26 protein-coding genes are annotated in these 25,744 nt (G+C 68.5%); 13 read left to right on the top strand and 13 right to left on the bottom strand.

Going from position 1 to position 25,744, the window contains the following annotated elements; genetic code table 11:
* The first annotated feature begins 12 nt into the window (after nt 1–12).
* Genes xylF through ACNR9O_RS20115 form a run of 3 tightly spaced genes read left to right on the top strand, consistent with a single transcriptional unit; the run spans nt 13 to nt 3,750 of the window.
* The gene (gene xylF / locus ACNR9O_RS20125; RefSeq protein ID WP_473685459.1) at nt 13–1,029 is read left to right on the top strand and encodes a D-xylose ABC transporter substrate-binding protein; all 1,017 of its coding nucleotides are present in this window, start codon (nt 13–15) and stop codon (nt 1,027–1,029) included.
* A gap of 10 nt (nt 1,030–1,039) precedes the next feature.
* A complete protein-coding gene (locus ACNR9O_RS20120) occupies nt 1,040–2,581 on the top strand; it encodes a xylose ABC transporter ATP-binding protein (protein WP_473685461.1) in 1,542 nt (513 codons plus the stop codon).
* Nucleotides 2,582–2,607: 26 nt separating this feature from the next.
* A complete protein-coding gene (locus ACNR9O_RS20115; RefSeq protein ID WP_473685463.1) occupies nt 2,608–3,750 on the top strand; it encodes a sugar ABC transporter permease in 1,143 nt (380 codons plus the stop codon).
* A gap of 81 nt (nt 3,751–3,831) precedes the next feature.
* Here the strand turns inward: ACNR9O_RS20115 and ACNR9O_RS20110 are convergent, their stop codons facing one another.
* Complete coding sequence (locus tag ACNR9O_RS20110; RefSeq protein WP_473685465.1) at nt 3,832–4,725, bottom strand: LysR family transcriptional regulator; 894 nt, start codon at nt 4,723–4,725, stop codon at nt 3,832–3,834.
* 147 nt (nt 4,726–4,872) lie between these two features.
* On the opposite strand from ACNR9O_RS20110, the gene ACNR9O_RS20105 reads away from it, so the two are divergent.
* A complete protein-coding gene (locus tag ACNR9O_RS20105) occupies nt 4,873–6,012 on the top strand; it encodes a serine hydrolase domain-containing protein (RefSeq protein ID WP_473700821.1) in 1,140 nt (379 codons plus the stop codon).
* Nucleotides 6,009–7,199 carry an MFS transporter gene (locus ACNR9O_RS20100; protein WP_473685469.1) on the top strand — a complete coding sequence of 397 codons (1,191 nt, stop codon included), beginning with the start codon at nt 6,009–6,011 and terminating at the stop codon, nt 7,197–7,199. Before ACNR9O_RS20105 ends, ACNR9O_RS20100 begins: the two co-directional genes overlap by 4 nt.
* An 80-nt stretch (nt 7,200–7,279) precedes the next feature.
* Here ACNR9O_RS20100 and ACNR9O_RS20095 read toward each other — a convergent pair whose 3' ends face one another.
* The 8 genes from ACNR9O_RS20095 to ACNR9O_RS20060 all read right to left on the bottom strand — a co-directional run bounded on the left by ACNR9O_RS20095 (nt 7,280) and on the right by ACNR9O_RS20060 (nt 14,805).
* Nucleotides 7,280–7,489 (bottom strand): hypothetical protein, encoded by a 210-nt coding sequence (locus ACNR9O_RS20095; RefSeq protein WP_473685471.1) that lies wholly within the window; start codon nt 7,487–7,489, stop codon nt 7,280–7,282.
* Nucleotides 7,490–7,608: 119 nt separating this feature from the next.
* Nucleotides 7,609–8,814 carry an efflux RND transporter periplasmic adaptor subunit gene (locus ACNR9O_RS20090; RefSeq protein ID WP_473685473.1) on the bottom strand — a complete coding sequence of 402 codons (1,206 nt, stop codon included), beginning with the start codon at nt 8,812–8,814 and terminating at the stop codon, nt 7,609–7,611.
* A 2-nt stretch (nt 8,815–8,816) separates the two neighbouring features.
* Complete coding sequence (locus ACNR9O_RS20085) at nt 8,817–11,177, bottom strand: ABC transporter permease (RefSeq protein WP_473685475.1); 2,361 nt, start codon at nt 11,175–11,177, stop codon at nt 8,817–8,819.
* A 4-nt stretch (nt 11,178–11,181) separates the two neighbouring features.
* Nucleotides 11,182–11,910 (bottom strand): ABC transporter ATP-binding protein, encoded by a 729-nt coding sequence (locus tag ACNR9O_RS20080; RefSeq protein WP_473685477.1) that lies wholly within the window; start codon nt 11,908–11,910, stop codon nt 11,182–11,184.
* Nucleotides 11,911–12,014: 104 nt separating this feature from the next.
* Nucleotides 12,015–12,626 (bottom strand): M949_RS01915 family surface polysaccharide biosynthesis protein, encoded by a 612-nt coding sequence (locus ACNR9O_RS20075; protein WP_473685479.1) that lies wholly within the window; start codon nt 12,624–12,626, stop codon nt 12,015–12,017.
* A gap of 105 nt (nt 12,627–12,731) precedes the next feature.
* A complete protein-coding gene (locus ACNR9O_RS20070; protein ID WP_473685481.1) occupies nt 12,732–13,091 on the bottom strand; it encodes a YciI family protein in 360 nt (119 codons plus the stop codon).
* A 94-nt stretch (nt 13,092–13,185) separates the two neighbouring features.
* Entirely contained in the window at nt 13,186–13,941 is a 756-nt protein-coding gene (locus tag ACNR9O_RS20065; protein ID WP_473685483.1) for a hypothetical protein, read from the bottom strand.
* A gap of 117 nt (nt 13,942–14,058) precedes the next feature.
* Nucleotides 14,059–14,805: a hypothetical protein gene (locus ACNR9O_RS20060; protein ID WP_473685485.1), complete on the bottom strand. Its 747-nt coding sequence runs from the start codon at nt 14,803–14,805 to the stop codon at nt 14,059–14,061.
* 239 nt (nt 14,806–15,044) lie between these two features.
* Here ACNR9O_RS20060 and ACNR9O_RS20055 point away from each other — a divergent pair, with 239 nt between their 5' ends.
* The 6 genes from ACNR9O_RS20055 (at nt 15,045) to ACNR9O_RS20030 (ending at nt 20,760) form a co-directional block, all read left to right on the top strand.
* A complete protein-coding gene (locus tag ACNR9O_RS20055) occupies nt 15,045–16,616 on the top strand; it encodes a hypothetical protein (protein ID WP_473685487.1) in 1,572 nt (523 codons plus the stop codon).
* Nucleotides 16,613–17,209, top strand: a complete 597-nt coding sequence (locus ACNR9O_RS20050) for a fasciclin domain-containing protein (protein ID WP_473685489.1) — start codon at nt 16,613–16,615, stop codon at nt 17,207–17,209. The genes ACNR9O_RS20055 and ACNR9O_RS20050 overlap by 4 nt, the downstream gene beginning before the upstream one ends.
* 121 nt (nt 17,210–17,330) lie before the next feature.
* Nucleotides 17,331–18,068, top strand: coding sequence for a hypothetical protein (locus ACNR9O_RS20045; protein ID WP_473685491.1), 738 nt, complete (start codon nt 17,331–17,333; stop codon nt 18,066–18,068).
* 4 nt (nt 18,069–18,072) lie between these two features.
* Entirely contained in the window at nt 18,073–18,378 is a 306-nt protein-coding gene (locus ACNR9O_RS20040) for a hypothetical protein (RefSeq protein WP_473685493.1), read from the top strand.
* A 169-nt stretch (nt 18,379–18,547) separates the two neighbouring features.
* The gene (locus tag ACNR9O_RS20035; RefSeq protein WP_473685495.1) at nt 18,548–19,075 is read left to right on the top strand and encodes an FHA domain-containing protein; all 528 of its coding nucleotides are present in this window, start codon (nt 18,548–18,550) and stop codon (nt 19,073–19,075) included.
* Complete coding sequence (locus ACNR9O_RS20030) at nt 19,072–20,760, top strand: protein kinase domain-containing protein (RefSeq protein WP_473685497.1); 1,689 nt, start codon at nt 19,072–19,074, stop codon at nt 20,758–20,760. The genes ACNR9O_RS20035 and ACNR9O_RS20030 overlap by 4 nt, the downstream gene beginning before the upstream one ends.
* 3 nt (nt 20,761–20,763) lie before the next feature.
* Here the strand turns inward: ACNR9O_RS20030 and ACNR9O_RS20025 are convergent, their stop codons facing one another.
* The 3 genes from ACNR9O_RS20025 to ACNR9O_RS20015 all read right to left on the bottom strand — a co-directional run bounded on the left by ACNR9O_RS20025 (nt 20,764) and on the right by ACNR9O_RS20015 (nt 22,932).
* Nucleotides 20,764–21,669 carry a LysM peptidoglycan-binding domain-containing protein gene (locus ACNR9O_RS20025; protein WP_473685499.1) on the bottom strand — a complete coding sequence of 302 codons (906 nt, stop codon included), beginning with the start codon at nt 21,667–21,669 and terminating at the stop codon, nt 20,764–20,766.
* The gene (locus ACNR9O_RS20020) at nt 21,666–22,529 is read right to left on the bottom strand and encodes a PP2C family protein-serine/threonine phosphatase (RefSeq protein WP_473685501.1); all 864 of its coding nucleotides are present in this window, start codon (nt 22,527–22,529) and stop codon (nt 21,666–21,668) included. Before ACNR9O_RS20020 ends, ACNR9O_RS20025 begins: the two co-directional genes overlap by 4 nt.
* A 133-nt stretch (nt 22,530–22,662) precedes the next feature.
* The gene (locus ACNR9O_RS20015) at nt 22,663–22,932 is read right to left on the bottom strand and encodes a hypothetical protein (protein ID WP_473685503.1); all 270 of its coding nucleotides are present in this window, start codon (nt 22,930–22,932) and stop codon (nt 22,663–22,665) included.
* Nucleotides 22,933–23,131: 199 nt separating this feature from the next.
* Here ACNR9O_RS20015 and ACNR9O_RS20010 point away from each other — a divergent pair, with 199 nt between their 5' ends.
* Entirely contained in the window at nt 23,132–23,665 is a 534-nt protein-coding gene (locus ACNR9O_RS20010) for a lipocalin-like domain-containing protein (RefSeq protein ID WP_473685505.1), read from the top strand.
* A 3-nt stretch (nt 23,666–23,668) separates the two neighbouring features.
* Here ACNR9O_RS20010 and ACNR9O_RS20005 read toward each other — a convergent pair whose 3' ends face one another.
* The gene (locus tag ACNR9O_RS20005) at nt 23,669–24,529 is read right to left on the bottom strand and encodes a LysR family transcriptional regulator (protein ID WP_473685507.1); all 861 of its coding nucleotides are present in this window, start codon (nt 24,527–24,529) and stop codon (nt 23,669–23,671) included.
* A gap of 171 nt (nt 24,530–24,700) precedes the next feature.
* Here ACNR9O_RS20005 and ACNR9O_RS20000 point away from each other — a divergent pair, with 171 nt between their 5' ends.
* Nucleotides 24,701–25,723: a LacI family DNA-binding transcriptional regulator gene (locus ACNR9O_RS20000; protein ID WP_473685509.1), complete on the top strand. Its 1,023-nt coding sequence runs from the start codon at nt 24,701–24,703 to the stop codon at nt 25,721–25,723.
* Nucleotides 25,724–25,744 lie beyond the last annotated feature (21 nt).

Below are 25,744 nucleotides of genomic sequence, written 5' to 3'. Positions count from 1 at the left end.
GGTGACATTCCTATGAAGCGATTGTTCGTGCGAGCCCTGCTACCCCTGCTCCTGCTGGCCACGGTGGTCCTGGCCGCCTGCAGCGGCAAGCAGGCCAACCAGCCCAAGATCGGGTTCTCCATCGACGACCTGCGCCTGGAGCGCTGGACACGCGATCGCGACTACTTCGTCGCCGCCGCGGAGAAGCTCGGCGCCAAGGTCTACGTGCAATCGGCCGACGGCAACGAGCAGCGTCAGGTGCAGCAGCTGGAGAACCTGATCTCGCGCGGCGTGGACGTGCTGGTGATCGTGCCGATGAACTCCAAGGTGCTCGACAACGTCATCGCCGAGGCCAAGCGCAACGGCATCAAGGTGATCGCCTACGACCGCCTGATCCTCGGCGCCGACGTCGATGCCTACGTTTCCTTCGACAACGAGAAGGTCGGCGAACTGCAGGCGCAGGGCGTGCTCGACGCCGTGCCCAAGGGCAACTACTTCCTGCTCGGCGGCTCGCCCACCGACAACAATTCCAAAATCCTGCGCGAAGGCCAGCTGAAAGTGCTGCAGCCGGCCATCGACCGCGGCGACGTGAAGGTCGTCGGCCAGCAGTGGACGCCGGAGTGGGATGCGTCCAAGGCGCTGCGCATCATCGAAGACGCGCTCACCGCCAACCACAACGACATCCAGGGCATCGTCGCCTCCGCCGATTCCATCGCCGGCGGCGCGATCCAGGCACTGGCCGCGCAGCAGCTGAGCGGCAAGGTCGCCGTGTCCGGCCAGGACGCCGACCTCGCCGCCGTGCGCCGCGTGGTCGCCGGCACCCAGACGATGACCGTCTACAAGCCGCTGAAGACCATCGCCGCCACGGCAGCGGAGCTGGCGGTGAAGCTGGCGAAGAAAGAGGCGCCCGCTTTCACCAGCAAGATGAACAACGGCAAGAAGGACGTCGATTCGATCCTGCTGCAGCCGATCCTCCTTACCAAGGACAAGGTCGACGCGGTGATCAAGGACGGCTTCTACACGCAAGACCAGATCTACGGCGCCAAGTAACGGAGGCGCGATGGCCGGGGAGAGCTGTCTGTTCGAAATGCGCGGCATCGCCAAGTCGTTCGGCGGCGTCAAGGCGCTGGATGGCATCGACCTGGCGCTGCGCGCCGGCGAATGTCTGGGGCTGTGCGGCGAGAACGGCGCGGGCAAGTCCACGCTGATGAAGGTGCTTTCCGGCGTCTATCCGCACGGCAGCTGGGACGGCGAGATCCTGTGGCAGGGCCAGCCGCTGCGCGCGCGTTCGGTGCGCGACAGCGAGCGCGCCGGCATCGTCATCATCCACCAGGAACTGATGCTGGTGCCGCAGCTGTCAGTGGCCGAGAACATTTTCCTCGGCCACGAGATCACCCGCGCCGGCGGCCGCATGGACTACGACGCGATGTACGCGCGCGCCGACGAGCTGATGCGCGAACTGGGCCTGCGCGACGTCAACGTGGCCTTGCCCGTGATGCATTATGGCGGCGGCCATCAGCAGCTGTTCGAGATCGCCAAGGCACTGGCCAAGGACGCGAAGCTGCTGATCCTGGACGAGCCCACGTCGTCGCTGACGGCCAGCGAGACCGAGGTGCTGCTGCGTATCGTCGAAGATCTCAAGCGCCGCGGCGTGGCCTGCATCTACATCTCGCACAAGCTCGACGAGGTCGAGCGCGTGTGCGACACGGTCAGCGTGATCCGCGACGGCCGCCACATCGCCACCCGGCCGATGGCGGAGCTGGACGCGGACAGCATCATCGCGCTGATGGTGGGCCGCCAACTGGAAAACCTGTATCCGCGCGTGGAGCACGCCATCGGCGAGGTGGTCCTGGAAGTGCGCCACGCCACCTGCCTGGATGTGATCAATCCGCAGCGCAAGCGCGTGGACGATGTGTCGTTCCAGCTGCGCCGCGGCGAGATCCTCGGCGTCGCCGGCCTGGTCGGCGCCGGGCGCACCGAGCTGGTCAGCGCGATTTTCGGCGCGTATGCGGGGCGCAGCTCGCTGGAGCTGTACCTGGAAGGCAAGCCTGTGAAGCTGCGTTCGCCCGGCGAGGCGATCCGCGCCGGCATCGGCATGGTGCCGGAGGACCGCAAGCGCCATGGCATCGTCCCGCTGCTTGGCGTGGGCGACAACATCACCCTCGCCACGCTCGGGCATTACGCGCGCGCGGGCCACATCGACCGCCAGCGCGAGCTGCAGACCGTCGAGGCGCAGATCGCCGAGCGCCGCGTGAAGACCGCCGGTCCCGCGCTGCCCATCGCGCGGCTTTCCGGCGGCAACCAGCAGAAAGCGGTGCTGGCCAAGCTGCTGCTGACCGCGCCGAAGGTACTGATCCTCGACGAACCCACGCGCGGCGTGGATGTCGGCGCCAAGGCCGAGATCTACCGGCTGATCTTCGAGCTGGCCGCGCAGGGTGTCGCCATCCTGCTGGTGTCCTCCGAGATGCCGGAGGTGCTGGGCATGGCCGACCGTGTGCTGGTGATGGGCGAAGGCCGCCTGCGCGGCGACTTCCCCAATCAGGGATTGACCCAGGAGCAGGTGCTGGCCGCGGCGATCGACGCCGCGCCGCGCGCTGCCTGACTTAAGCGACGAATCTCGGGATATCCATGCAAGCCCAGCACATCCAGCAACTGTTCGCGCGTTACAAGATCCTGGCCCTGCTGCTGGCGGTGGCGGCGATCTGGATTTTCTTCCACGCCGCGACCGGCGGCGACTTCGTCACCGCGCGCAACCTCTCCAATCTGTTCCGCCAGATGGCGATCACCGGCATGCTCGCCTGCGGCATGGTGTTCGTGATCATCGCCGGCGAGATCGACCTGTCGGTAGGCTCGTTGCTGGGCCTGCTCGGCGGCGTGGCGGCGGTGCTCACGGTGAACCTGGGCTGGTCCACGCCGCTGGCGATCGCAGCGGTGCTGCTGCTGGGCATGCTGGTCGGCCTGTTCAACGGCGTGTGGGTGACGCGCATGCGCGTGCCTTCGTTCATCGTCGGCCTGGGCGGCATGCTGGCGTTTCGCGGCGTGCTGCTGGGCGTGACCCACAGCGCGACCATCGCGCCGGTGCCGGCGGACCTGGTGTATCTGGGCCAAGGCTACGTATCGCCGCTGCTGTCGACGGTGCTGGGCGTGGCGATCTTCGCGGTGGTGGCGGCACTGGCGGTGCTGCGCCGGCGCCGACGCGCCCAGCTTCAGCTGCGCCAGCTGCCGTGGTGGGCGGATTTGCTCAAGGTGTTGGCGATCGGCGCGGTGCTGGCGGCCTTCGTCGCCACGCTCAACAGCTACGGCGGCATTCCGCTGCCGGTGCTGATCCTGCTCGCGCTGCTGGCGATCTTCAGCTACGTGGCCAGCCAGACCGTGCTCGGCCGCCACATCTATGCGGTGGGCGGCAACCTTGAGGCTACCCGCCTGTCCGGTGTGAACGTGGCGAGGGTGAAGCTGGTGGTGTTCGGCCTGATGGGTCTGATGTGCGCCTTCGCCGGCATCGTCAACACCGCGCGCCTGGCCGCCGGTTCGCCCTCGGCCGGCACCAACGGCGAGCTGGACGCGATCGCCGCATGCTTCATCGGCGGCGCCTCGATGCGCGGCGGCGCGGGCACCGTGCATGGCGCGCTGATCGGCGCGCTGGTGATGGCCAGCCTCGACAACGGCATGTCGATGATGGACGTCGACACGTACTGGCAATACATCGTCAAGGGCTCGATCCTGGTGCTGGCGGTGTGGGTGGACGTGCTGTCCGGCACGCAGCGCGATTGAGCGGGGGCCGCAGGTTGGGATGCCCGACATGGCGAGGCACCTGAAGGTGGCGATATCGGCGTTTGCTGCGCTAATCCCGACCTAGCATTCCTGCTCGTCGGCCAGCAGGCGCTCGCTCACGAAATCCACGAACACCCGCAGCTTCGGCAGCATGTGCTGTCCCGACGGCCACAGCAGATAGAACGTGCCGCACACGTTGGCGTGCTCGTCCAGCACCGGCACCAGCGCGCCGGAGGCGAGCGCGGCGCGCACCGCGTGTTCCGGCACGTAGGCGATGCCGCGGCCGCGCTGGGCGAAGCACACGCGGGTGTCCACGTCGTTGCACACCATGGCGATGGGCACTTCCACCTCCGGCGGCACCGGCCATATCTCCAGCTTGCCGCTGGTAGGAAAGCGATAGTGCAGGCACTCGTGGTGGACGAGGTCCGCCGGCGTGCGCGGCGTACCCCGGCGCGCGAGGTAGGCGGGCGCGGCTACCAGCCGGCGGCGGAACGTACCGACGCGCCGCGCGCTGAGCCGCGAATCGTTCGGCACGCCCACGCGCAGCACGGCATCGAAGCCTTCCTCGATCACATCGACCAGCCGGTCATCGAAATCCAGGTCCAGGCGCACCTGCGGGTATGCCTCCATGAAATCGGACAGCACCGGCAGCATCAGCCCGCTTATCAGCGGCAGGCTCACGCGCAAGGTGCCGCGCGGCTCGGTCGACTGGCTGCACAGCTCCGCTTCGGCCGCTTCCAGCTCGCCCAGGATGCGCCGGCAGCGCGTGAGAAACTGCTGTCCTTCCGCGGTGAGTGCCACGCTGCGCGTGCTGCGGTGGAACAGGCGCACGCCCAGCTGCTGTTCCAGCCGCGCGATGGCCTTGCCCACGGCGGAGGCCGATACCCCTTGCAGGCGGCCGGTCTCGACGAAACTCAGGGTGTCGGCCACCTGCACGAAGGTCTGCAGGAGAGACAGGCTGTCCACGGCGGCCATGATTGCGGAACTCCAGATCCGTAAAGCCACGAACTCTACCCGCCTTTTTCCGCGGGTGCGCCCTATCTAGTGTGGCGTTCCTTTCTCCACCTGAAGGAACGTCCCATGTCTTCGAGCCAAGCAGACGCGCTCCCCGTCGCGACCGTCATGCCGATCGACGCCGTCATCGATGCCGCGCTGGCGCAGCAGCGGCTGGTCGGCGCGGTGGTGCTGGTGCGCCATCGCGGCCGCGAGGTCTACCGTCGCGCCGCCGGCTGGGCCAATCGCGAGCAGCGCAGCCCGATGCGAGCGGATGCGCTGTTCCGCTTCGCCTCGGTCAGCAAGCCGATCGTCGCCACGGCCACTGTCGTGCTGGCCAGCCGCGGCATCGTCGACCTGGACGCGCCAGTCACGCGCTGGCTGCCGACGTTCCGCCCGCGCCTGCCGGACGGCAGCGCGCCGGACATCTCGCTGCGTCAGCTGTTGTCGCACCAGGCCGGGCTCGGCTACCGCTTCCTCGATGCGACGGCCGACGGCCCGCACGCGCTGGCGGGCGTTTCCGACGGCATGGACGACAGCGGCCTCACCCTGGCGGAAAACCTGCGCCGCATCGCCGACGTGCCGCTGCGGTTCGCGCCGGGTACCGACTGGTTCTATTCGCTGGGCGTGGATGTGGCCGGCGGCGTGCTGGAAGCCGCCACGGGCCAGCCGCTGCAGGCGATTGTGCGCGATGCGGTCACCGCGCCGCTGGGCATGACCGATACCGCGTTCCATGCGCTGCAACCCGCGCGGCTGGTTACGCCTTATGTGAGCGACACGCCCGCGCCGCATGTGCTGGCCGAAGGCGAGACGGTCCCGGTCTATCCCGACACCGCCGGCATTCGCTACAGCCTTGCGCGCGCGCTGGACGCGAGCGCGTTTCCATCCGGCGGCGCCGGCATGGTCGGTAGCGCGGACGACCTGATGCGCCTGCTCGATGCGCTGTGTCATGGCGGCGGACCGATCCTCGACACCGCATGGGTGGCGCGCATGGGCCTGGGCCGCGCCGGCGAGGCCGGTCCGCCGGACATGCCCGGCTGGAGCCCCGGCCTGGGCTTCGCGGTGCTGCGCGATCCGGCGCCGACCGGCACGCCGGAAAGCGTGGGCACATGGCGCTGGGGCGGCGCGTACGGGCACAGCTGGTTCATCGATCCGGCGCGCACCCTGAGCGTGGTGGCGCTGACCAACACCCTGTACGAAGGCATGCACGGCGCCTTCGTCGACGAACTGCGCGATGCGGTGTACGCCACGCTGGACGAGCCAGCATGAGCGCCATCGACAAAGCCTTGCCGTACGAGGCCTGCGAACCCGCACCCGCGCGGCTGCCCATGCTCGGCCTGCTCGCGCTGGCCTGCGCGTCGTTCATCACCGTGCTCACCGAATGCATCGTCGCCGGCCTGCTGCCGACGATGAACCGCGATCTCGGCCTCGGCGAAGCGCTGATCGGCCAACTCACCACGGTGTATGCGCTCGGCTCGCTGCTCACCGCGATCCCGATGGTCAAGCTCACCAGCCACCTGCCGCGCCGGCCGCTGCTGATGTCCGCCATCCTCGGTTTCGCCGTGGCCAACAGCACGATGGCTTGGACCGATTCCTACGTACTGATGCTGGTGTCGCGCTTTCTCGGCGGCGTAGCGGCGGGCCTGCTGTGGGCGCTGCTGGCCGGCTACGCCAGCCGCATGGTGCCGTTACGGCAGCAGGGCCGCGCGATCGCGGTGGCGATGGCAGGCACGCCGCTGGCGATGTCGATCGGCATTCCCGTCGGCACGTGGCTGTCGCAGCTGATCGGTTGGCGCTGGGTGTTCGGGCTGATGTCGATCCTCAGCGTGGTGCTGGTGGGATGGTCACGTGCCACGCTGCCACCAGTCGCCGGCATGCCGCCGCAGAAGAGCGGCAGGCTGCGCGACGTGCTGGCGTTGCCTGGCCTGGTGCCGGTGTACCTGGTGATGCTGCTGGTCGTGCTGGCGCACAACGTGCTGTACACCTACGTCGCCCCGCTTGCGGCGCTGTTCGGCGCGCAAGCGATGCTCGATCGCCTGCTGTTGCTGTTCGGCGTGGCGTCGGTGGCGAGCATCGCCATCACCGGCGCGTTGATCGATCGCTGGATGCGTCCGCTGATGGCGCTGAGCGCGGCGCTGTTCCTGCTGGCGACGTTCGCGCTGGCGCTGGGGGCGCGCTCGTCGTTCGTGCTGGTCGTGGCAGTCGCGGTCTGGGGCCTGGGTTTCGGCGGCGCGGCCACGCTGATCCAGACCGCGGTGGCGCGCCGCTCGGGCGAGCAGCAAGACCTCGCTCAATCGCTGGTGGTGGTCGGCTGGAATCTCGCCATCGCCGGCGGCGGCATGATGGGCGGCATGCTGCTCAAGAGCAGTGGCGCGGCGATCCTGCCGTGGTCGCCGACGGTGATGCTGGTGCTGACGCTGTGGTCGGTGGCCGCGGCGAAGAAGGCCTGGGCCTGATGCTTGGCTTCCTGTCCCCTGCGGGAAGAGGAGCTGGACGCGCGCGAAACTTGACCAACCGTTTGTTTCTTTCCATCGCCTTAGGGATAACCCCACTTCCACATCAGATCGTTCGCGCGATTGATCAATGCCTTGCGATACGCCTGGGTGATCATGCGCGCTTCGGGGCTGAGGCCCGCGTCGCAGCCATGCTCCATCGCCGCCAGCAGCGCGTGGGCCGCCGCCGCGTCGTATTCCAGCTTGCCGACATCGTCGGAAGACGGCCTGAAATGGCCGCCAATGCATTGCATGGGTGCCTTCAAATACATCGCACGGTCCTCCGCCGGTAAGGAGTCTCGCGATTACAGCGCGTGCGTGCGCGATGAGCTAGTGGCCAAAAGGAAGAGCGGTGCGCTTTCGATCGCGCGCCTCACTTCGAGTCGTCTTCCTCCACGCGCGTTCCATCGTTGACGCGGTCGCTGGGATGCGCGATCACGCGGTCGCCCGCGGCGAGTCCGTCCAGTACTTCGGCCACCTCGTCATTGGCCCGCCCCACGTGGATCGGCGTCAGCGCGGCCCATCCTTCGCGCAGCCGGAACACCGCCCAGCCATCGCCGCGGCGGAACATCGCCGACACTGGCACGCGCAGTGCATCTTCGGCGCGCCACACGACGATATGCACCATGACGCGGTAGCCATCGAGGATGGTGGCCCAGCGCTCGGGCGGATCGGTGAAATCGAGCAGAACATTGACGCGTTGCTCCTCCACGCCGAGCGCGGAAATCTTGGTGAAGCCCGACGGCTCGACGCGCCGCACGCGCGCGTGGAGCGGCGCCGGTCCACCCCAGTCGGCGATCATGGCCTCATCGCCCACGCGTACTTTCACCGCGTCTTCCGAAACCAGGTCGGCGACGATCTCCAGCTGTCGCGGATCGCCGATTTCCATGATTGGGACCCCGGCGAGGATCACCGACTCGCTTTCGCGCAGTACCCGCAACACCGAGCCGGATACCGGCGCGAGGATCGGAATGCCGGCCTTGGCCGATGGGTTGCCGTGCGGCTCGGGCTCTATCAGCAACGCGCGCGTGGCCTGCAGGTCGTAACGCTTGGCTTTCTGTGCTGCCTGGCTGGTCGCCAGCTGTGCCACGGCGGTGTCGTATGTCATCTGCGCGCGGTCCAGGCCCGCGCGCGGCAGCACGCCTTTGTCCGCCAGGGCACGCGAGCGCTCCAGCTCGGCGCGGGCGAAGGCCAGTTCCGCCCTCGCCCGCGACACTTCGGTCGCAGCCAGATGGTCCGCCGCTTCGGCTGACTTAACCTGCGACGCCAGCTGGGCGCGCGTGCGCGCATCGAGAAAGGACGGGGATATGGGCAGCACGTCGGCCACGCGGGTCTTGCCGGCCTGGACCGCATCGCCCGCATGCACTTCGATGCGCAGCACCTCGCCGTTGACGGGCGAGGAAACCTGGTAGACCTCCCGCACGCGCGTACGCGCATCGTCCACTACCTCCACCTGCATCGGACCGCGCGTTACCTGGGCCACTTCCACGCGCACTGGCCGCGGCCAGAACGCCCATGTCAACGCCGCGCCGACGAAGGCGGCGAACACGGACGAAGCAAGAAGCGGGCGGGCGCGCATGGCTATTCCCGTGTCTTGAGAACGGCGACCAGGTCCAGGCGGTTCACCCTCCTGGCGGTCCATGTCCCGCACAGCACCGCGGCGCCGGCGACGATCCCCACGGCAATGCCGTAGGTGGACGGTTCGATCACGAAAGGCACGCGGAACAGCTTGGTATCCATCGCGCGCGCCATCCCCGCGGCCAGTCCATAGCCCATGGCGCAACCCAGCGGCAGCGCTAGCGCCACGAGTATGGCGACCTCGCCCAGGAGCACGTGGTTGACCTCTGCCCTGGTGAAGCCGAGCACACGCAGGCTGGCCAGCTCGTGCGCGCGTTCGGAGAGAACGATGCGCAGCGCGTTGTAGATCACGCCCAGCGCGATGACCACGCCCAGGCTGATGTAGAAGTTGATCGTGATGACCATGCCGCCGGCCATTACCTCGCGCAATTGCGCGATCGCCTGTTCGCGCGTGGCGACGGAAACCACGGTTGGCACCCCCTTGAGGTAGCGGAACAACGCGTCCTGCTGGCGCGGGTCCACCAGCGCGCCGATCGAAGACACCACGCCGGACTGGCCGGTAAGCGCCGCCAGTGCATGGCGGTCCATGTAAGCCGCCAGGCCGACGTGTTCGGCCGCGATGCCGTCTACCGTCAGCCAGCCTTCGCGCCGCGTACCTTCCAGCACCTGGACGTAGATGCGGTCGCCGCGCCGCACGTCGAGCAGGTGCGCGAGCTTGTCCGACAGCACCACGCCCTGCGCCGGGACGGTAAAGGCGGCGCCTGCGATGTCGTGGAACGTGCGGAAGTGGCTCGAGGGCTCGATGCCGGTCAACGCGAGACGTTGCGTGAGTGGGCCACTGGACAGGCGGGCGGGCACGTCCAGGAAGGGTTCGGCTTGCCGGACGCCCGGCCAGCGGGCCGCTTCGTAGCGCGCCGCTTCGCCCTGCAGGTCGGCAAGTCCTACCACCACGTCCTGTCGCTGGGCGCGGAAATAGAAGTCGTCCGCCAGCGCATCGATGGCGTCGAAGAAGAAGAACAGCGACACCAGCAACATCACCGCCATCGCCGTGCCCAGCGTGGTGAGTGCGGCGCGCAGCGGAAAGCGCTGGAGGTGCCGCGCAATCATCCGGCCCGGCATGGAGAGACGCCGGCCCAGCCGCATGCGATCGACCAGGGTGCGCCGATAGACGGCCGGCGCCGGCGGCTGCATCGCCGCCGCCGGGGCCAGGCGCGCCGCGCGTCCGACGGCACTCCAGGTGCCGGCCATCGCGGCGGCCAGCGACACCAGCCCCGCCAAGGCGAATATCAGCGGATCGCTGCGGTAGGCCAGGAACGGAAAATGGAAGTACTGCTGGTACATCCCTGTCATCCAGTGCCCCAGCGCCATCCCGAGCGCGTAGCCGGCGGCGAGACCGAGCGCCGTCACCAGCAGGGCCAGCTTCATGTAATGCAGGCCCACTTCGCGATCGGTATAGCCGAAGGATTTGAGCAGGCCGATCGACGAACGCTCCGTATCGATGCGCCGCACCAGCACCATGTGCAGCAGGAACGACGACACCGCCAGGAATACCGGCGGAATGATCAGGGCGATGGTGCGCAACTGGCCCAGCTCCTGATCGATGAAGGCGTGGCTGGTCTGGTCCGCTCGGCCATAGGCGGCCGTGCCGCCGTAGGGCGCCAGCAAGGCATCCACGCGCCGGATCACGTCGCTCTCCCCGGCGCCGGGCGCGAGCGCGAGGCTCACGTCGTTGAACGCGCCACGCAGGTCGAAGGCGGCCTCCATCAGCGCCTGGTCCAGCCACAGGATGCCGAACGCGCGATCGTCCGGCATGAGCTGTCCCGGCGGCAGGACATAGACGAATTCCGGCGACAGCGCCACGCCCACCACGGTGAAGCGGCGCTTGTGGCCGCCCAGCACCACGCCCAGCTGGTCGCCCGTTGCGTAGCCCAGCGCCTTGGCCATCGCCTCGCTCATCACCAGCTCGTCGCGTCCGCGCTGCGGCAGCCGGCCCGATCGCAGCACCATCCGGTTGAGCCGCTGGCGTCCCTGGTCGGGCAGCGATATCAGCCAGGCCGCCGCGGGACGGTGCAGGACAGGAATATCCAGCGAGGCGTAGCGCGTGATGCGCACGTCCCAGGCGCCGACGCCGGGCAGGCGCGCCAGTTCGCCGGTCAGCAGGCGCGGCGCGCGCTTGAGATGCGAGAACACGTCAGCGAAGCGGTTCTGCGCGTAATACGCATCGCGGGTCGAGCGCAGCGATGCCATTGCGCCCGCCGACATGATGGCGATAGCCACCCCGCAGGCGATGACCGCCGCGATGGCCGCCGCCTGGAGGCGCATCTCGCCCAGGTTGCGCAGCAGCTTGCGGTCCAGCGCGCGCATGGCCTCACCACCGCAGCGACATGGCCGGCGAGCGTTCGCCGGCAGTGGCCAGGCGCGCGATACGGCCATCGGCGAAAATCGCCGAACGATGGCCCATGCCGGCAATCGCCGCGTTGTGGGTAATGATGACGGCGGTGGTGCCCAGGGTCGCGTTGATGTGCTCGATCGCCTTGAGCACGACCACCCCGGTCGGGGAATCCAGCGCTCCGGTCGGTTCGTCGCACAGCAGCAGGTCGGGACGCTTGGCGATAGCACGTGCGATGGCTACGCGCTGCTGCTCGCCGCCGGAGAGCTGGGCGGGGAAATGGTCCATGCGGGCTTCCAGGCCCACCATGGCCAGCGCGTCCTCCGGGGTCATGGGATGGCTGGCGATATCGGTCACCAGCGCGACGTTCTCGCGCGCGGTGAGGCTGGGAATCAGGTTGTAGAACTGAAACACGAAGCCGACGTGATCGCGCCGGTACAGCGTCAGCGCCCGGTCGTCCATGTCGGTCAGGCGATGTTCCCGGAACGCGACGGTGCCGGCCGTGGGCCGGTCCAGCCCGCCCAGGATGTTCAGGAAGGTGGACTTGCCTGAACCCGAAGGTCCCAGCAGCACCAGCATTTCCGATTCCATGATGTCCAGGTCCACGCCGCGCAGGGCCTGCACTTGCATGTCGCCGGAGCGATAAGTCTTCACCAGGCCTTCGATGTGGAAGGCCACGCGGGTCTGGCGGGCGGTGGACAAGGCCATGGCATCGACCATAGTGCCGGCCACGGTGGCGCGAATTGATCTGCCGCAAGGAGGCGGAGCGCGTCGGAGCGGGTTCGCCGCGGCCAGTCGCGCGCCGGCTTGGCTTATCCGGCGTCGGGATCGTCCGCGACGTGGTCGGACCACAGCTTGCGCGCGAATTCGCGAAACGGCTTGGGTGCTTCCATGAAGGCCGGGTCGAAGACGTAGCCGCCGCCGCTGCCATCCACCGATTCGGTCTCGCCGCGCATCGCGTACTTCCTGGCGCCTTCATACACGATGACCTTCAGCGTGTCGGAGGCAATGTCGCCGCGGCACATCAGGCGATACCCCAGCCACACTTCGGCCGTGCCGTTGCCGTCCAGATCGGTGACCTGCACCGCCGCGCCCTTGAGGAACGAAGCCTGGTGGTCCACCGGGCAATCGTGGATGAAGTCGTGCACGTTCCAGCGTGCCTTCGCTTCGCCATCGTTGATGGTGTAGCGCACGGCGTAGAGATCGTCGTTGGCGCCGTACTCGCTCTCTTCATCGTTGTGCGTGCTGAGCACGACGATGTTGTCGCCGTCGGCATCGGTCCAGCGCAGCGCCTGCTTGAAGTCGCCCTTGAAGGTGACGCCGGCCGGCAGTTGCCTGGCGGTGAGCGCGAGGGGTTTGATCGGCGCGGCGGCGTGGGCGGCGACAGCGAACGCGCACAGCAGCGCGGCGGCGAGCGGTTTCATGGCATTCGTCCTTGAACAAGTGGGGTGCGCGCATCGCGCGGCGCGCATTCTCGCCGAAAGCCGGGCGCGGCGGTATCCGTCGCGCCCGGACGCAAGAACATGAGGTCAGAGGTCGGAGAAGGCCGGGTCCAGCGGCCGCACTTCGCATTCGACTTCCCATGTGTCGCCGTGGGCTTCCAGGAAGCGCTCCATCCAGCGCAGAGCGTCCTGCTTGCTGTCCGCCTTGAGCATGAAGTAGCCGCCGATGACTTCCTTGGTTTCGGTGAACGGGCCGTCCGTGCCTTTGACCCGGCCCCTGGACAGGCGCAGGCGCGTGCCGTCCCTGGTCGGCGCGAGGCCGGCGGTATCCAGCAGCACGCCGGCCTGCTTCATCTCTTCGATCAGCTTGCCCATCTCGGTCATCAGCCGCTCGTCCGGCACCTGCCCGGAGTTCTCGTTGATGCGGATCAAGGTAAGGAAGCGCATGGGGTTTCTCCTGAAGTGGGGTAAGGCGGCAGCGCGGCCGGAGCCGTGCTTCCACCCGGGCGACGAACGGTCCGCACGGGAATCGACAAACGATTCACTGCGGATTGATGACCTCGACGCCCTGGTCGCCGAAGAACGCCAGCCCCTGGCCGAGCATGGCCTGCCCGCGGATGACCGGCATGTCGTGCGGCATCGCCTGCGCGGCCTGCTTGAGCCAGGCCGGGCTGAAGATCCTGTCCCACTGCGCCTTGAGCTGCGCCGCATCTTTCACCATCAGCGGCTTGCCCGGCGCCACGTTCACCCGCAACGGAAAGTGCACGTAGCGCGCCGTGCCTGCGCGATCGCCGGCGAGCACGGCCTTGTAGAAGCCCTGCACCTGCGCCTCGAACGCCGTATCGCTCTTGTCGGTGGCGTTGCGATACCAGCGCGCGCCCGGCAAGGCCGCATCCCCCGGTTCGCTGGCATTGGTCAGCGTCACCGGGAAGGTCTTGCCGTCCTTGCCGGTCCACTGCCCTTCCAGGCCCACGCTGTTGTTGAAGGTGAGTGGCGCATTGCCGTTGCTGCCATTGCCCTTGAAATGCAGCGCGAACGCGCCGCCGCCCGTCTCCTGCAGCGCGACCTCCCCGCCGGCGGTGCCGGTGAGCGAAATGTCCTGCAGGTGACGCGCGTAGAAGTAATGGCTGTCCGGCACCACCTTGCCGTCGCGCACCGCCAGCGTCATGCCGATGCGCTGCGCGCCGAGCGTGCCTTCGTAGGTCATGGTGGACAGATCGTCGCCGGCTGCCGGCGACGCGGTGGTGAAGACGGCGAGCAGGGCGCCGAGAGCGAGGCTGTGCAGGGCGGGTTTCATAACACTCCTCAATCGATGAAAACGGCGGAGAGGCGGGGTGCTTCGTCGGCACGGGGGCCAAGTCTGCGCCCGCCGTGGCGCCTCGCGCCGTGAAAGCGGTAGCGAAAGCGGCGCGCTTCAGCGCCCGCCGCCGTCGCCACTCCATCCGCGCGTATTGCGCTCGATCCGACCGAACGTCAGCAGCTGCAGCACCAGGATCGCCAGCAGCAGCGGACCGCCGGTGCGGGCCAGCGAGCGCCACGCGGCATCCTGCTGCTGCTTCTGCGCCTCGTAGGCATCCAAGCTATCGGCGTTGCTGGTGTGCTGCTCGGTGAAGGCGGTGTCGTATTGGTCGATCACGTCGCTCACCAGAGCCATCGGCGTGACGGCCGGCGCCTCGTCGCCGCCGGGCTGGAGCAGGCGGCCGATCCGGGGATCGGCCAGCGACTGTTCCAGCGCATCGGCCAGGCCATTGGCGTAGATGACTTTCAGCGTGTCGGTGTCCTGCGCGCGTACCTTGGAGTAGATGATCTCGATCTGGCTGGGCAGATCTTCGTCCTCTGCCGACACCTCATGCTTCTGCGCGAACGCATGGATGGCCGCGCTCATGCGGTCATAGGCGGCGCGGTTGGGATCGGTGCTGCTGATGCCGATGGTTTCCTTGCCGGTCTGGTTGGCGACGACGCGCGTGACCACGTCTTCGGTGGCGACCTTGGGCGTCTTCGCTACCTTGGCGGCATCCACTTTCGGCTCCGGCTCCGCGGTGGCGCGCCGCCAGTCGAGCGCGGCGTTGAACGCCACGCCAAGCAGGGCGAGCGTGAGCAGGACGGTGACGAGACGGATCAGCCCGTTGTAGAGCTGCTCGAGTTTGTGCAGGAACGGCATGGATTCTTTCCTTGTGTGAGTCCGATTCGGATGCCCGGTCATCCCTGGCGCGCGGCCCGGTCCTTAGGCGTGGCGGTCGTCGATGGCCCTTTTCTTCCTGTTGGCAGACAGCTGGAGCGGCGAAGGGCCGCGGCATCTTAGAGCCTGTGCGCGGCATCGCGTAGCCCGCGCACGACCAGGGTGACAAGACCGTGGCAGCTTTGGCTAGAATCGCGTCACTTAACCCAGGGAAGAACGCCATGCGCCAAGGACATCAGGCTGGAGGCCGGCTGGCCCTCCGTATCGGTTTCGCCATGAGCTTCGTGCTGGCCGCGCCGGCGATGGCCGGCAGCCAGGAAGCGAGCGCGACGTGGCGCTCGACCACGCTCGCCTCGGTGAATGACACCTGCGATGCGTTCTTCTATGACACGGTCAATCCCACCGTCGGGCGCAATTTCACTTCATGGGTGGCGGTGGCCGATCTGGATACGCATGCGGCGATCGCGCAGTTGAAGCGCGCAGCGATATCGAACCATCTGGACGTACGCGGCGAGGATTACCACGGCACCGAAGGTAGCCTCTCGCTGTTCGTCAAGAATCCGGCCGAAGGCGATGGCTTTCCCATGTTCGTCGACGTGGACAGCGCGCTGGGCGTGGTCAGCGTGCACATGCGCGCGAACCCCGGCCAGTTCGTGGGTTCCACCGAGGCCAAGCAACTGCTCTGTGGCCTGGTCGGCGAGGCCGGCGGCACGCCGTGGCCGGTGGAAAAGAAGAACGGCGGGCGCAGCCTGTTCTCCAACCCGTTCAAGAGCGCGGCCAAGCGCCAGCAGGAGGCGGCGCAGGAGCAGAGCAAGAAGCGCGAGGATCTGAAGCAACTGTACTTCGGCGCGATGGATGCGCTGTATCAGCGCGCGCTGGCGTCGGGCAAGGCGATCGTGATGATTCCTTCGATCAATCTGGACGCGAAGTACGCGGACGGCGAAACGCAGACCAAGCACGCGGCGTTCTGGGCGGACGAAACCTCCACCACCATCTGGCAGGCCGCGGACGAGCCGAAGAACATCATCAAGGTCGGCTACGACGCCTCCGCCTACAAAATGGGCCAGCACGGCTACTTCCATCATTTCGCGGCGGACCGTGCGTTCTACCTGCTCTACATCGTCAACCCCGGTACCTACTCCATCACTGGCCATACCGTGGAAGTGGAGCGCAGCACGCTGCCAGAGGCGAACGGCACCAAGAAATCCGCGAAGCCGACGCTGGGCCAGATCTCCCTGATGCCGACCAAGAACACCGAGTACTACCAGACCCAGGATTGGTTCGACGCGGTCTACGCCGACCGCACGGTGAAGAGCGACTACTGCTCGGTGACCATCGTCGGCGGCCCGTGCGTGCAGTGGGACAGCTCCAGCTCGACCGTGCGCGACAAGCTCTCCGATGGCGGCTACCGCACGATCACCCAGGCCAAGCAGGTGGACGGCCTGGTAATCGCCACCAAGCTCACGCGCGAGTTCGCGTCGTTCAAGGTGGCGCCGGGCGAGGCGGTGATGGTGGATGGTTTCTACGCGCAGGATCCCAACGTGCATTTCGACAAGGAAGCCTGCGCCTTGCAGTCCGGCGGCCTGCAGTGCGACATGCGCGAGTACTCGCTGGTGCGCATCCCGGCGCATCTGGAAGATCTGAAAAACACCAACGCGCAGACGTCGCTGCAGTTCCTGCCCGGCCTGACCAAGATCCTCGACACGATGAAGCTGCGCCAGCCGACCGTGGCGGCCAAGGGCGGCAATTTCGCCGGTGCGCTCGGGCAGACCTTCAGCTTGAAACAGCCGTGAGCCCGCGGCGCGGCGTCGTGCGCCGCATATGCTGGCTTGGCGCGGCGCTGATGATTTGTCTCGCCGCGTCGGCGCGCACGCCGACGCAGCCGCGGATGGCCGAGGTGATCGGCACGTTCTCCGCCGAGGTCACGCTGTTCAAGGCGAGCGCCGTTGCCGAACTCGCGCGGCAGGCTGGCGGTACGGAGCTGACGGTGTTCGTTCCCACCGACCGGGCGTGCGCGGCGCGCGGCATACGCCGCCTCGACGACGCGCAGGCGGTGCGCCTGCTGCGCAGCCACGCCCTCGAGGGCGCGCTGTTCGATGCGCAGACGCTGGCTTATCTGGAGCCGGGCGGAAAGGATGTCTTCGCGCTGGGTTGGCGAGCGCCGGGCACGGACAAGATCCGGCGCATCGAGAACGGCCGCAGCCTGAGCGTGACCAGCCTGGATGGGCGACGCGTGACGCTATCGGTCAGCCACGGCGATTTGCACATCCGCGGCCATGGCAGCGCCGTGGTCGACAGTGGATTCTCGGCCCGCGATGGCGAACTGGTGGTGGTCGATGATTGCCGGGTCTGGAACGGACCGCCGGCGGCGCCGCGCGCACCATAGGCGGCTGCCCTCCGCCGCGATCGCCTCCGGACGCTCCCGGCATGGCATGGAGCAAAGCGTCCCTTGATCAAGGGCGGTAGAGTTGGCGCAGGAACCCACCATTATGCGAAGGAGACGCCAGATGAAGATGACCACCGGGGCCGCGATGGCCCTTGCCCTGCTGCCGCTGAGCCATGCCGCCGCGGCAACCGACCTCGATGCCATCGTCAAGGCGGTGATGGAAGACCAGTACGGCAAGCATTACGACGCCGGGCACGCATGCTGGGTCTTCGCCTACACCACCGAGCAAGGCAACGATCTCACCTACTGCATGCGGCCGGGCAAGGCCGAGCGGGTCGATACGCCCAAGGGCGCGCAGCTGTTCGTGCGGGCCGCCAACGTGTTCGATATGAGCGGTGCGGGCTACGACTACGGCCAGGTCGATCCGGGCCTGATGGGAGCGTTTCAGCTCAGCCTCGACGCCAAGGGCGGCTGGACCTATCTGGCGCTGGACAACGCGCTGGAGTTCGGCAGCGCCGGCCAGTGCGGCTGCGCGGATGCGCGCTTCGTCAAGCTGAGCGACCACGGCGATTACGGCTGGCTGTTCGTCAGCGGCGGCGTATGGCAAGGAATCGTGGTGGCCGACTATGCCATCGTGACGCCGCACAAGGGCGGCTTCGTCGATGTCAGCCGCGTGCCGCAGAGCCGCGAGAACGCGCAGGACGTGCGCTATGAGCTGAAGATCGTGGACGATGCGGCGGCGGGTGGCGGGCTGTTCCCGCTGGTGGTGAGCAAGACCCGCGACGGTGCCGCGCCGGAAGACATCCCGGTGCGCTTCGACGCGAAGACCTACGAATACCGCCTGCCGAAAGGGAAGTGACGCCATGCGCGCCAAGCTTTCGCCGGTCTGGCGCGACGGCATCGCGCTCGTCGCGATGCTGGCGCTCGGCGCCTGCCAGGGCATTCACAACCCCAACGTCGTGCCGGCCGAGATTCTGCCGGACACGCAGTACCACGACCCCGCGCCGCCGGCGACGACCCGCTGCGACCCCACCACCATCAGCTGCCGGCCTCCCGAGGATCCCAAGCGCTGCTGGGACCCGGACGTGCGTGCCGCCTATCCGCATATGTGCAACACCGTCGATTCCCTGACGCCCAAGTGGCGGGGCGGCGTGAAGGAAGAACCCTGAAACAGGCGTAGCTACGCGCCGGACTCAGCGTCCCGTAAGGCCGGCGCGGATTTGCACGCCTTCGCGCTGCGCACCTGTGCGCCCCATCAAGCTTTGGCGGCTTTGGTCGACATATGTTGGCTATAGTGTCCGGCCAACCTGTTCATTCATGCGTGTCGACAAGGCTCCAATGGAAACACCTCGCGCCACTCCGTCACCCCGGCGTGCCGCCGGCCCGCAAGGCACGCGGCTGTTTTCGGCCGAGGAGCTGAGCCGGCTGGCGGCCGAGGCCGCGCCGGCGCCGGCGGGCCGCGCCAGCGCGATCGAACCGGTGCTGGAGGGGGTGTCGGAGGGGCTGGAGGGTCGTCGCTTCGCCCTGCGTCCCGGCCGGCTGACGGTGGGGCGCGGCGGACATAACGACGTGGTGGTCGAGGAGCCGAGCGTGTCGTCCACGCACGCCTGGATCGTCAACCAGCAAGGCCACTACGTGGTCATGAACACGCTTTCCACCAACGGCACCTTCGTCAACGGCCAGCGCGTGCATGAGTCGCCGATCCGCCACGGCGACCGCGTGCGCTTCGGGCAGGCGGAGTTCGTCTTCCTCACCCGCGAGCCGGGTCGCCGCATCGGCCGCGCGACCGGCTGGCTGATCGCCGCCGCGGTGGTGGCGGTGATGGGCATCGCGGCGCTGGCATGGTGGGTGACGACGCGCGCATGAGCCTGTCCGCCGTACCGAAGAAGATCGGGCGCTACCGCATCGACGGCGTGCTCGGCGAAGGGGCGATGGCGGTGGTGTATGCCGGCTACGATCCGGGCATCGACCGGCCGGTGGCGATCAAATGCCTGCATCGCGACGCCGCGTCCTCGCCGCAATCGCGCGAGCGCCTGCTGCTGGAGGCACGCGCCGCCGGCCAGCTGGTGCACCCGAACATCGTCACCATTTTCGAAACGGGGCGGACCGACGACGGCCGCGCCTACCTGGCGATGGAGCGGCTGCCCGGCGAGACCCTGGCCAGCCGCGTCGCGCGCGAAGGCCTGCCGCCGCTGCCGCTGGTGATCGAGCTGGCGTCGCAGATGGCCGCGGCGCTGGATTATGCGCACGGCCAGGGCGTGCTGCATCACGACGTGAAACCGGAAAACATCATGCTGGCCGATGGCTGGCACTACGCCAAGCTCAGCGATTTCGGCATCGCCGAGCGCTGCGTCGCCGGTGCGGCAGCGGGCGACGGCGGCGTCATCGGAGGCACGCCCGCGTACATGGCGCCAGAGCGCCTGCGCGGCGAAGCAGCGGATGCGCGCAGCGATCTGTTCTCGCTGGGCGTGGTGCTGTACTGGCTGGTCACCGGCAAGCTGCCGTGGCCGGAGATCCCGGATATCACGCGCCTGCTGCGCGAACGCCAGCGCCTGCCGCACCCGTCCATCACGCCGATCGATCCGGCCATGCCGCCGATGCTGGCGGGCATCGTGCGCACCCTGCTGGCGCCGACGCCGGCGGCGCGCTACCAGCGCGGTTCCGAAGTGATCGATGACCTGCGCCTGGCGCGCCGCGAGTACGAGCGCGCGGACGAATCGCCGCTGGCCACGCGCATCGTGTCGCTGCGCACGCGCTGGATCGGCGCGCTGGGCGCCACGTTGTGCGCGGTGCTGTTGCTCGGGCTGGCGGCCATCTATGCCAAGCAGAACGCGGCGGCGACCGGGCTGGCCAACGACTTCGGCGGTTCGCTGGGGCGCATGGTGGCCGGCGAATCGGCGGAGAACCTGCTGCTGGGCGACGTCGCGGCGACGCGCGCGCTGGTGGCGGACGTGTCGCGCAACCAGCAGATCCATTACCTGGCCATCGCCGATCGCGCCGGCGCCGTGGTAGCCAGCACCGCACCGGACGATATCGGCCAGCCGCTGACTGCGCCGCCGCCGAAGCGCCAGGCGCTGGACGGCGGCGTGGAAAGTTTCCAGGGCCGCACGGCCGGCGTCGTCGAGGACATGCTGCTGTTCGACGTGCCGATCCGCTACCAGGACAAGGACGTGGGCGCCTTGCGCCTGGGCGTGAGCAAGGCGCCGCTGAGCGCGGTGCAGCGCGCGACGTTCTGGGTGATCGTCGCCGTGCTGATGGTGACCCTGACGGCGATGGTGGGGGCGGCGTACCTGCTGTTCCGCCGTCCGCTGGCGCTGCTGGGCATGCTGGACGAGGCGCTGATGCGCGTGGCGCGCGGCGATTATGCGTATCGCATCCGGCTGACGCGCCGCGACGAACTGGGCCGGCTGTTCGCCACCTTCAACCTGATGAACAGCGCGCTGCAATCGCGCCCGCCGGGCGAAAACGCGCCGCCGCCGCGCGCCGCCGAAGCCGCGGCGCAGCCGACCCTGGTGCTTGCGCCGGACGAAGAGAAAAGCGGCGCACGCTGAGGCTCAAAGCCGGTCGAGCCGCTGCTTCAGCTCCACCGCGCGCGCGCGATAGATCACCGCGCGCTCGTAGTTCGGGTCCACCGCCAGCACGTGGTCCCACAGCGCGATGGCCTGGTCCAGCTTCTGGTCGCGGTACAGCAGCACGGCGCGCTCGTGATAGGAGGACAGCAGCTGGGCGCGCAAGGCCTGGTTGCCGTCGGGCTTGAGATGCGGGTCGAGCTTCAGCGCCTGGTCCAGGCGCTGAAGCGCGTCGCTCTTGCGGCCTTGCCGCAGCAGCGCGCTGCTTTCCGCCTGCAGGCGCTGCGCATTGCCGGGCGCGGCGGCCGCCGGCGTGGCGGCATCGGCATCGGCGGCATGCACCACCAGCGTATCGGTCGCCCTGCCCGGCATGGCCGCCGGCAGGCGCACCACGTCGCCGGCACGCAGCGCCGAGGGATTGGTCGAGCCGTTGTAGCGCGCCAGCAGCAGGAAGCGGCTCGCGTCGCCGAGGTAGCGCGCCGCCAGCGTGCTGTACGAATCGCCGGCCTGCACCGTGTAATTGCGCGACGCTGCGCCCAGCGTCGCGCGCGGGTCGGCGGTGAGCTGGTGCAGCAGGTTCTGCGCGGCGCGGTCGTTGGGATAGCGTGCAAGGTACAGGCGCAGGCGCTGCTCGCCCTCGGCGTAGCGGCCGTGCTGCAAGTAGGTGTTGGCGATCGCGCTGGGCGAGGACAGCGGCGCGCCATCGTCGGCGGCGTTCGCCGCGGGCGCATCGGACGATCCGCCGATCTTGTTGGCGACCTCGGTTCTGACCGCGCGGACCTGGGCGCAACCGGCCAGCGCGAGCAGCGATAACGACAGCGCCAGGCGCCACGGGTGCAGCCCCGGGCGACGGGTGTACAGCGAACCAACCACAGCATTCCCCTGTTTCATCCGGCGGCGCCGGATTTGGAACCGCGCCGCCACAGGGCCGCGGCCCCACGGACCGCCGACCCGACCACTTGCCGCCAGCGCCATCCCGGCGGAGCGAGACTGGCGAAGATCAGCGCGACATTATCGCCCTCCGGTCCGCCGCGCGTCAGCGCCAGCTGCAAGGCTTCGCGCACGGCAGCGTGCCGGTCGCGGCGCGCGGACAGGCGGCCCAGCTCGGCGGCGCTCAGCTGCGTCCACACGCCATCGCTGCAAAGCACGAAACGCTGGCCGCGGCGCAGTTCGCCGCAGCCGTGCTCCACCACCGGCGGCTGCGGCCCACCCAGGCCGCGCAGCAGTTTGTGCTGGTCCGGATCGGCGGCGAGCGCCGCATCGTCCTGGCCATGACGGAGCGCGGCGACGCTGTGATCCTCGGTGCGGCCGAGCAGTCGCGCGCCCTCGAAGCGGTAGAGCCGGCTGTCGCCCACGTGCGCCCACGCCAGCCGGCGACCGCGCGCCAGCAGCGCCACCACCGTGGCGTGCGGTTCGCCGTGGGCGAGCCCCTGGCCGCGTCGGCGCAGTTCGTCGTGCGCCTGCTGGCACAGCGTCTCCAGGAACAGCGGGCCGGGTTGCGCGAGCCAGTCGCGCGCTTCCCACCATTGCCGCGCGACTTGCACCACGCCGGCGGAAGCCAGTTCGCCCGCGCCGTCACCGCCCATGCCGTCCGCCAGCACCAGCAGGCAGGCATCGTGCTCGGCATCGTGCAGGCAGACCAGGTCGTCCTGCTGCGTGGGCCGTCCGCCGCGCGCGCGGCCGGCAGCGACGTGCGGACCGGCCTCGAAGGCGATCACGCCGTCGCTGACGCTGTCGATCGCGTTGTCCACCGTTCCCCCTGTCGAAAGGACCTGGCCGATGCCTGGTCGATAGACCTGTGCCGGGCCGGCACATTACGGGAGTCGCGGGCGGCGGTTTGTGCCGGCACGCGCAATCGGCGCCGGCCGTGCGCCGTGCGGTGCGTCAGCCGGCGGCCGGCAGGTGCCAGCGGGCGTCCTGGCCGGTGCGGATCGCGGCCAGCAGGCGCGCGCCGCCGTAAGTGACGCGCAGGTAGACCTTCCGTCCGTCGGTTTCGGTGATAGCCGGTGCCAGCGAGGCGAGTTCCAGCTCCAGCGGCGCCAGGTAACCCATCAGGATCAGCCGGCCCGCCTCCCTTGCTTCGACTTCGTGCAGCAGGCCGCTGTCGATGCCCAGCAGCGTATCGACGTCGTTCTGGTTCAGTTCGATGGACATGCGTCCCCCCCTGCATGACTGCGGTCGAGCCCCCCGGGACGGCTGCATGGTGCGCCTGCCCGCGGCCGGGCTGGTGACCTGGATCAAGCGGACAGTCATGGCGTTTGCGCATCGCTGAAATGCCGTTCGCCCTCCTGTTTCGGACTTGATCGCCGGCCTAGCCTGGGCTGGCTTCACCCCATCACAGGAAACGTTCCCCATGTTTGGTCATCGCAAGCACCTGTTCGCCGGCGCCATGTGCCTGGCGCTATCCGTCTTTTCCTTCCATGGCATGGCCGCACCCGCCGCCGCTCAGGCCACGGCGGTGCCGTCCTGGCTGGCCGGCACCTGGACCCTGGTCCGCTGCGACAACGTGTATCCGGACGGCCGTCGCGTCGAGCTGTACGGCCCCGATCCGCAAGGGCTGTGGATGATCGACGCGCAGGGCCACTACGAGATGCTGATCGCGCGCGCCAAACGCACGCCGTTCGCCGCCGGCGACAAGTCCAAGGGCACGCCGGACGAATACCGCGCCGCATCGCTGGATACCAATGCGCACTTCGGCAGCGTCAGCGTGCAAGGCGACACGATGACCACGCATATCGAGCAGGCCACCTTCCCGAACTGGAACGGCCGCGGCGGCAGCACCAGCTACAAGCTCGAAGGCAAGCGCCTCACCTATATCGTCGCCAAGCCTTCAAGCGGCGCGGCGGAAGGCGCGCATGGCGAAGTGGTGTGGCAGAAGCTGGATTGACGGCTAAGCGGCCGTTCGCTTGAACGCGTCGGCCAGCGTATGCAGGGCTTGGCGCGAACGGGGGTCGTTGAGCGCCGTGTACAGCACCACGTCCTGGCGCGGCAGCGGCGGCAGCGCCAGCGCCGGTCCCACGTCCACCGTGCCGCCCGGCGCCGCGCGCCGGGCGAGCACGGCCACGGCCAGGCCCGCGGCGGCGGCCGCGCCAACCACCGCGGCGCCCTTGCCGATGAACACTTCCGTCCACGCGATGCCGGCCTGGTCGAGCGCGCGCACCGCGGCCGCGCGGATACTGCAGGATTCGCCCTGGGTCGACAGCGGCAGCGGCTCGCCGGGATGCAGACGCCACTGCGGCAGCGCGATCCAGGCGAATTGCTCGGCGTAGAGCGTCTCGCCTTCCTGGCGCCGGCTTTCCGGCTGCAGCACCAGCACCGCATCGAGCGCGCCTTCCTCGTAGGCCTGCATCAGTTCGCGCGAGCCGCCCACGCGCAACTCCAGCAACAGCTGCGGATCGTGCTCGTGCATGTGGCGCAGCAGGCCGGGCAGCTCGCTGCCGACGATCAGCTGACTGATGCCGACCGTGAGCCGGCGCCGCTCGGCCTGGAACGACGCCACCGCGCGCTCGTGCGCGCCGACCAGTGCGCGCGCCGCCTCGAGAAACAGCGCGCCCTCCGCCGACAGGCGCACCTGCCGCGGCGTGCGCTCCAGCAGGCGCCGGCCGAGCTGGTCTTCCAGGCGCCGCAGCTTCAGGCTGATCGCCGATTGCGTGGTGGCGAGCGTCTGCGCCGCGCGCGTGAAGCTCTGCAGGTCGGCGGTGAGCACGAAGGCCTTCACCGCATCGAGGTCGAGCGCTTTGGTGGAATTCATGTCGGGCGATCCGTGGGGCGCAAGGCGCGCGCAAGTTTTCGCGCGGCTTCGCTGGCGGTGGCGGTTGGACTGGCGGGACGCGGCATGGTTCTGTAGCCGTACCCGCCTGCCTTGTAAAGCGTCCGGCGCGACAGGCATAGTCCTGGCCGGCTGGTGACGTTGGGAGCATGCATGCGGGTCCGCCTGGAAGACGTAGCGCGCGCGACGGGCGTGTCGCCCAAGACGGTGTCCCGTGTGTTGAACGAAGAGCCGTCGGTCAAGGAATCGACGCGCAAGAAAGTCCTCGCCGCGATGGAATCGATGAATTATCGCCCCAGCCCCGCCGCGCGCGGGCTGGCCGGCAGCCGTTCGTTCCTGGTCGCGATGCTCTACGACAACAACGACAACCCGGCGTCGACCTATCTGGCGGAAATCCAGGATGGCGTGCTCGATGCCTGCGACGCCAATCGTTACAGCATGATGGTGTGCCCGCTGCGTCTGCGCGGGAAGGATTTCCTGCGCCGCGTGGACGCGCTGGTGGCCGATCACCATATCGATGGCGTGATCCTCACGCCACCGCTCACCGATCATGCCGCGCTGCTGCGCCGGCTCGGCGAACTGGGCGTGCCCTATGCAAGCATCTCGCCGCTGCGTCGCGAACAGACGATCGGCGTATGCATGGACGAGCAGCAGGCGGCCAAGGCCCTGGTGCAGCAGCTGGCCGAGCTGGGGCACCGGCGCATCGCGCATATCGTCGGCATCGCCAACCATGGCGCCAGCCGCTGGCGCCTGCAGGGTTACAAGGACGCGCTCGCCGCGGCGGGGCTGCCGCTCGATCCGGACTATGTCGTGCAAGGCGCCTTCACGTTCGGCTCCGGCGTGATTGCCGCGCGCGAGCTGTTCGAGCTGCCCAGGCGTCCCACCGCGATCTTCGCCGCCAACGACGACATGGCCGCCGGCGTGATGTGGGCGGCCAATGAACGTGGCCTCAAGGTGCCGCGTGATCTGTCGGTCTGCGGTTTCGACGACACGCCGCTGGCCACCCAGCTATGGCCACAGTTGACCACGGTGCGCCAGCCCAGCCGCGAGATGGGCAAGATCGCCACCTTGCAGCTGATGGACAAGCTGCGCGGACGGGGCACGGGGCTGCTGCTGCAGGTGCCGTATGCGCTGCAGATGCGCGAGTCGACGGGGAAGGCGCCGCGCGAAAAATGAGTTCCTTCTCCCCCTCCGGGA

It is taken from the genome of Dyella sp. CR10 (assembly GCF_055814425.1).
The sequence above is the reverse complement of the archived record's forward strand: the minus strand, read 5'-3'. Positions and strand labels throughout refer to the sequence as shown.

Excerpts from the sequence above, each read along its gene's own strand:
- xylF (WP_473685459.1), top strand. The coding sequence starts at position 13 with ATGAAGCGATTGTTCGTGCGAGCCCTGCTACCCCTGCTCCTGCTGGCC.
- ACNR9O_RS20120 (WP_473685461.1), top strand. The coding sequence starts at position 1,040 with ATGGCCGGGGAGAGCTGTCTGTTCGAAATGCGCGGCATCGCCAAGTCG.
- ACNR9O_RS20115 (WP_473685463.1), top strand. The coding sequence starts at position 2,608 with ATGCAAGCCCAGCACATCCAGCAACTGTTCGCGCGTTACAAGATCCTG.
- ACNR9O_RS20110 (WP_473685465.1), bottom strand. The coding sequence starts at position 4,725 with ATGGCCGCCGTGGACAGCCTGTCTCTCCTGCAGACCTTCGTGCAGGTG.
- ACNR9O_RS20105 (WP_473700821.1), top strand. The coding sequence starts at position 4,873 with ATGCCGATCGACGCCGTCATCGATGCCGCGCTGGCGCAGCAGCGGCTG.
- ACNR9O_RS20100 (WP_473685469.1), top strand. The coding sequence starts at position 6,009 with ATGAGCGCCATCGACAAAGCCTTGCCGTACGAGGCCTGCGAACCCGCA.
- ACNR9O_RS20095 (WP_473685471.1), bottom strand. The coding sequence starts at position 7,489 with ATGCAATGCATTGGCGGCCATTTCAGGCCGTCTTCCGACGATGTCGGC.
- ACNR9O_RS20090 (WP_473685473.1), bottom strand. The coding sequence starts at position 8,814 with ATGCGCGCCCGCCCGCTTCTTGCTTCGTCCGTGTTCGCCGCCTTCGTC.
- ACNR9O_RS20085 (WP_473685475.1), bottom strand. The coding sequence starts at position 11,177 with ATGCGCGCGCTGGACCGCAAGCTGCTGCGCAACCTGGGCGAGATGCGC.
- ACNR9O_RS20080 (WP_473685477.1), bottom strand. The coding sequence starts at position 11,910 with ATGGCCTTGTCCACCGCCCGCCAGACCCGCGTGGCCTTCCACATCGAA.
- ACNR9O_RS20075 (WP_473685479.1), bottom strand. The coding sequence starts at position 12,626 with ATGAAACCGCTCGCCGCCGCGCTGCTGTGCGCGTTCGCTGTCGCCGCC.
- ACNR9O_RS20070 (WP_473685481.1), bottom strand. The coding sequence starts at position 13,091 with ATGCGCTTCCTTACCTTGATCCGCATCAACGAGAACTCCGGGCAGGTG.
- ACNR9O_RS20065 (WP_473685483.1), bottom strand. The coding sequence starts at position 13,941 with ATGAAACCCGCCCTGCACAGCCTCGCTCTCGGCGCCCTGCTCGCCGTC.
- ACNR9O_RS20060 (WP_473685485.1), bottom strand. The coding sequence starts at position 14,805 with ATGCCGTTCCTGCACAAACTCGAGCAGCTCTACAACGGGCTGATCCGT.
- ACNR9O_RS20055 (WP_473685487.1), top strand. The coding sequence starts at position 15,045 with ATGCGCCAAGGACATCAGGCTGGAGGCCGGCTGGCCCTCCGTATCGGT.
- ACNR9O_RS20045 (WP_473685491.1), top strand. The coding sequence starts at position 17,331 with ATGAAGATGACCACCGGGGCCGCGATGGCCCTTGCCCTGCTGCCGCTG.
- ACNR9O_RS20040 (WP_473685493.1), top strand. The coding sequence starts at position 18,073 with ATGCGCGCCAAGCTTTCGCCGGTCTGGCGCGACGGCATCGCGCTCGTC.
- ACNR9O_RS20035 (WP_473685495.1), top strand. The coding sequence starts at position 18,548 with ATGGAAACACCTCGCGCCACTCCGTCACCCCGGCGTGCCGCCGGCCCG.
- ACNR9O_RS20030 (WP_473685497.1), top strand. The coding sequence starts at position 19,072 with ATGAGCCTGTCCGCCGTACCGAAGAAGATCGGGCGCTACCGCATCGAC.
- ACNR9O_RS20025 (WP_473685499.1), bottom strand. The coding sequence starts at position 21,669 with ATGAAACAGGGGAATGCTGTGGTTGGTTCGCTGTACACCCGTCGCCCG.
- ACNR9O_RS20015 (WP_473685503.1), bottom strand. The coding sequence starts at position 22,932 with ATGTCCATCGAACTGAACCAGAACGACGTCGATACGCTGCTGGGCATC.
- ACNR9O_RS20010 (WP_473685505.1), top strand. The coding sequence starts at position 23,132 with ATGTTTGGTCATCGCAAGCACCTGTTCGCCGGCGCCATGTGCCTGGCG.
- ACNR9O_RS20005 (WP_473685507.1), bottom strand. The coding sequence starts at position 24,529 with ATGAATTCCACCAAAGCGCTCGACCTCGATGCGGTGAAGGCCTTCGTG.
- ACNR9O_RS20000 (WP_473685509.1), top strand. The coding sequence starts at position 24,701 with ATGCGGGTCCGCCTGGAAGACGTAGCGCGCGCGACGGGCGTGTCGCCC.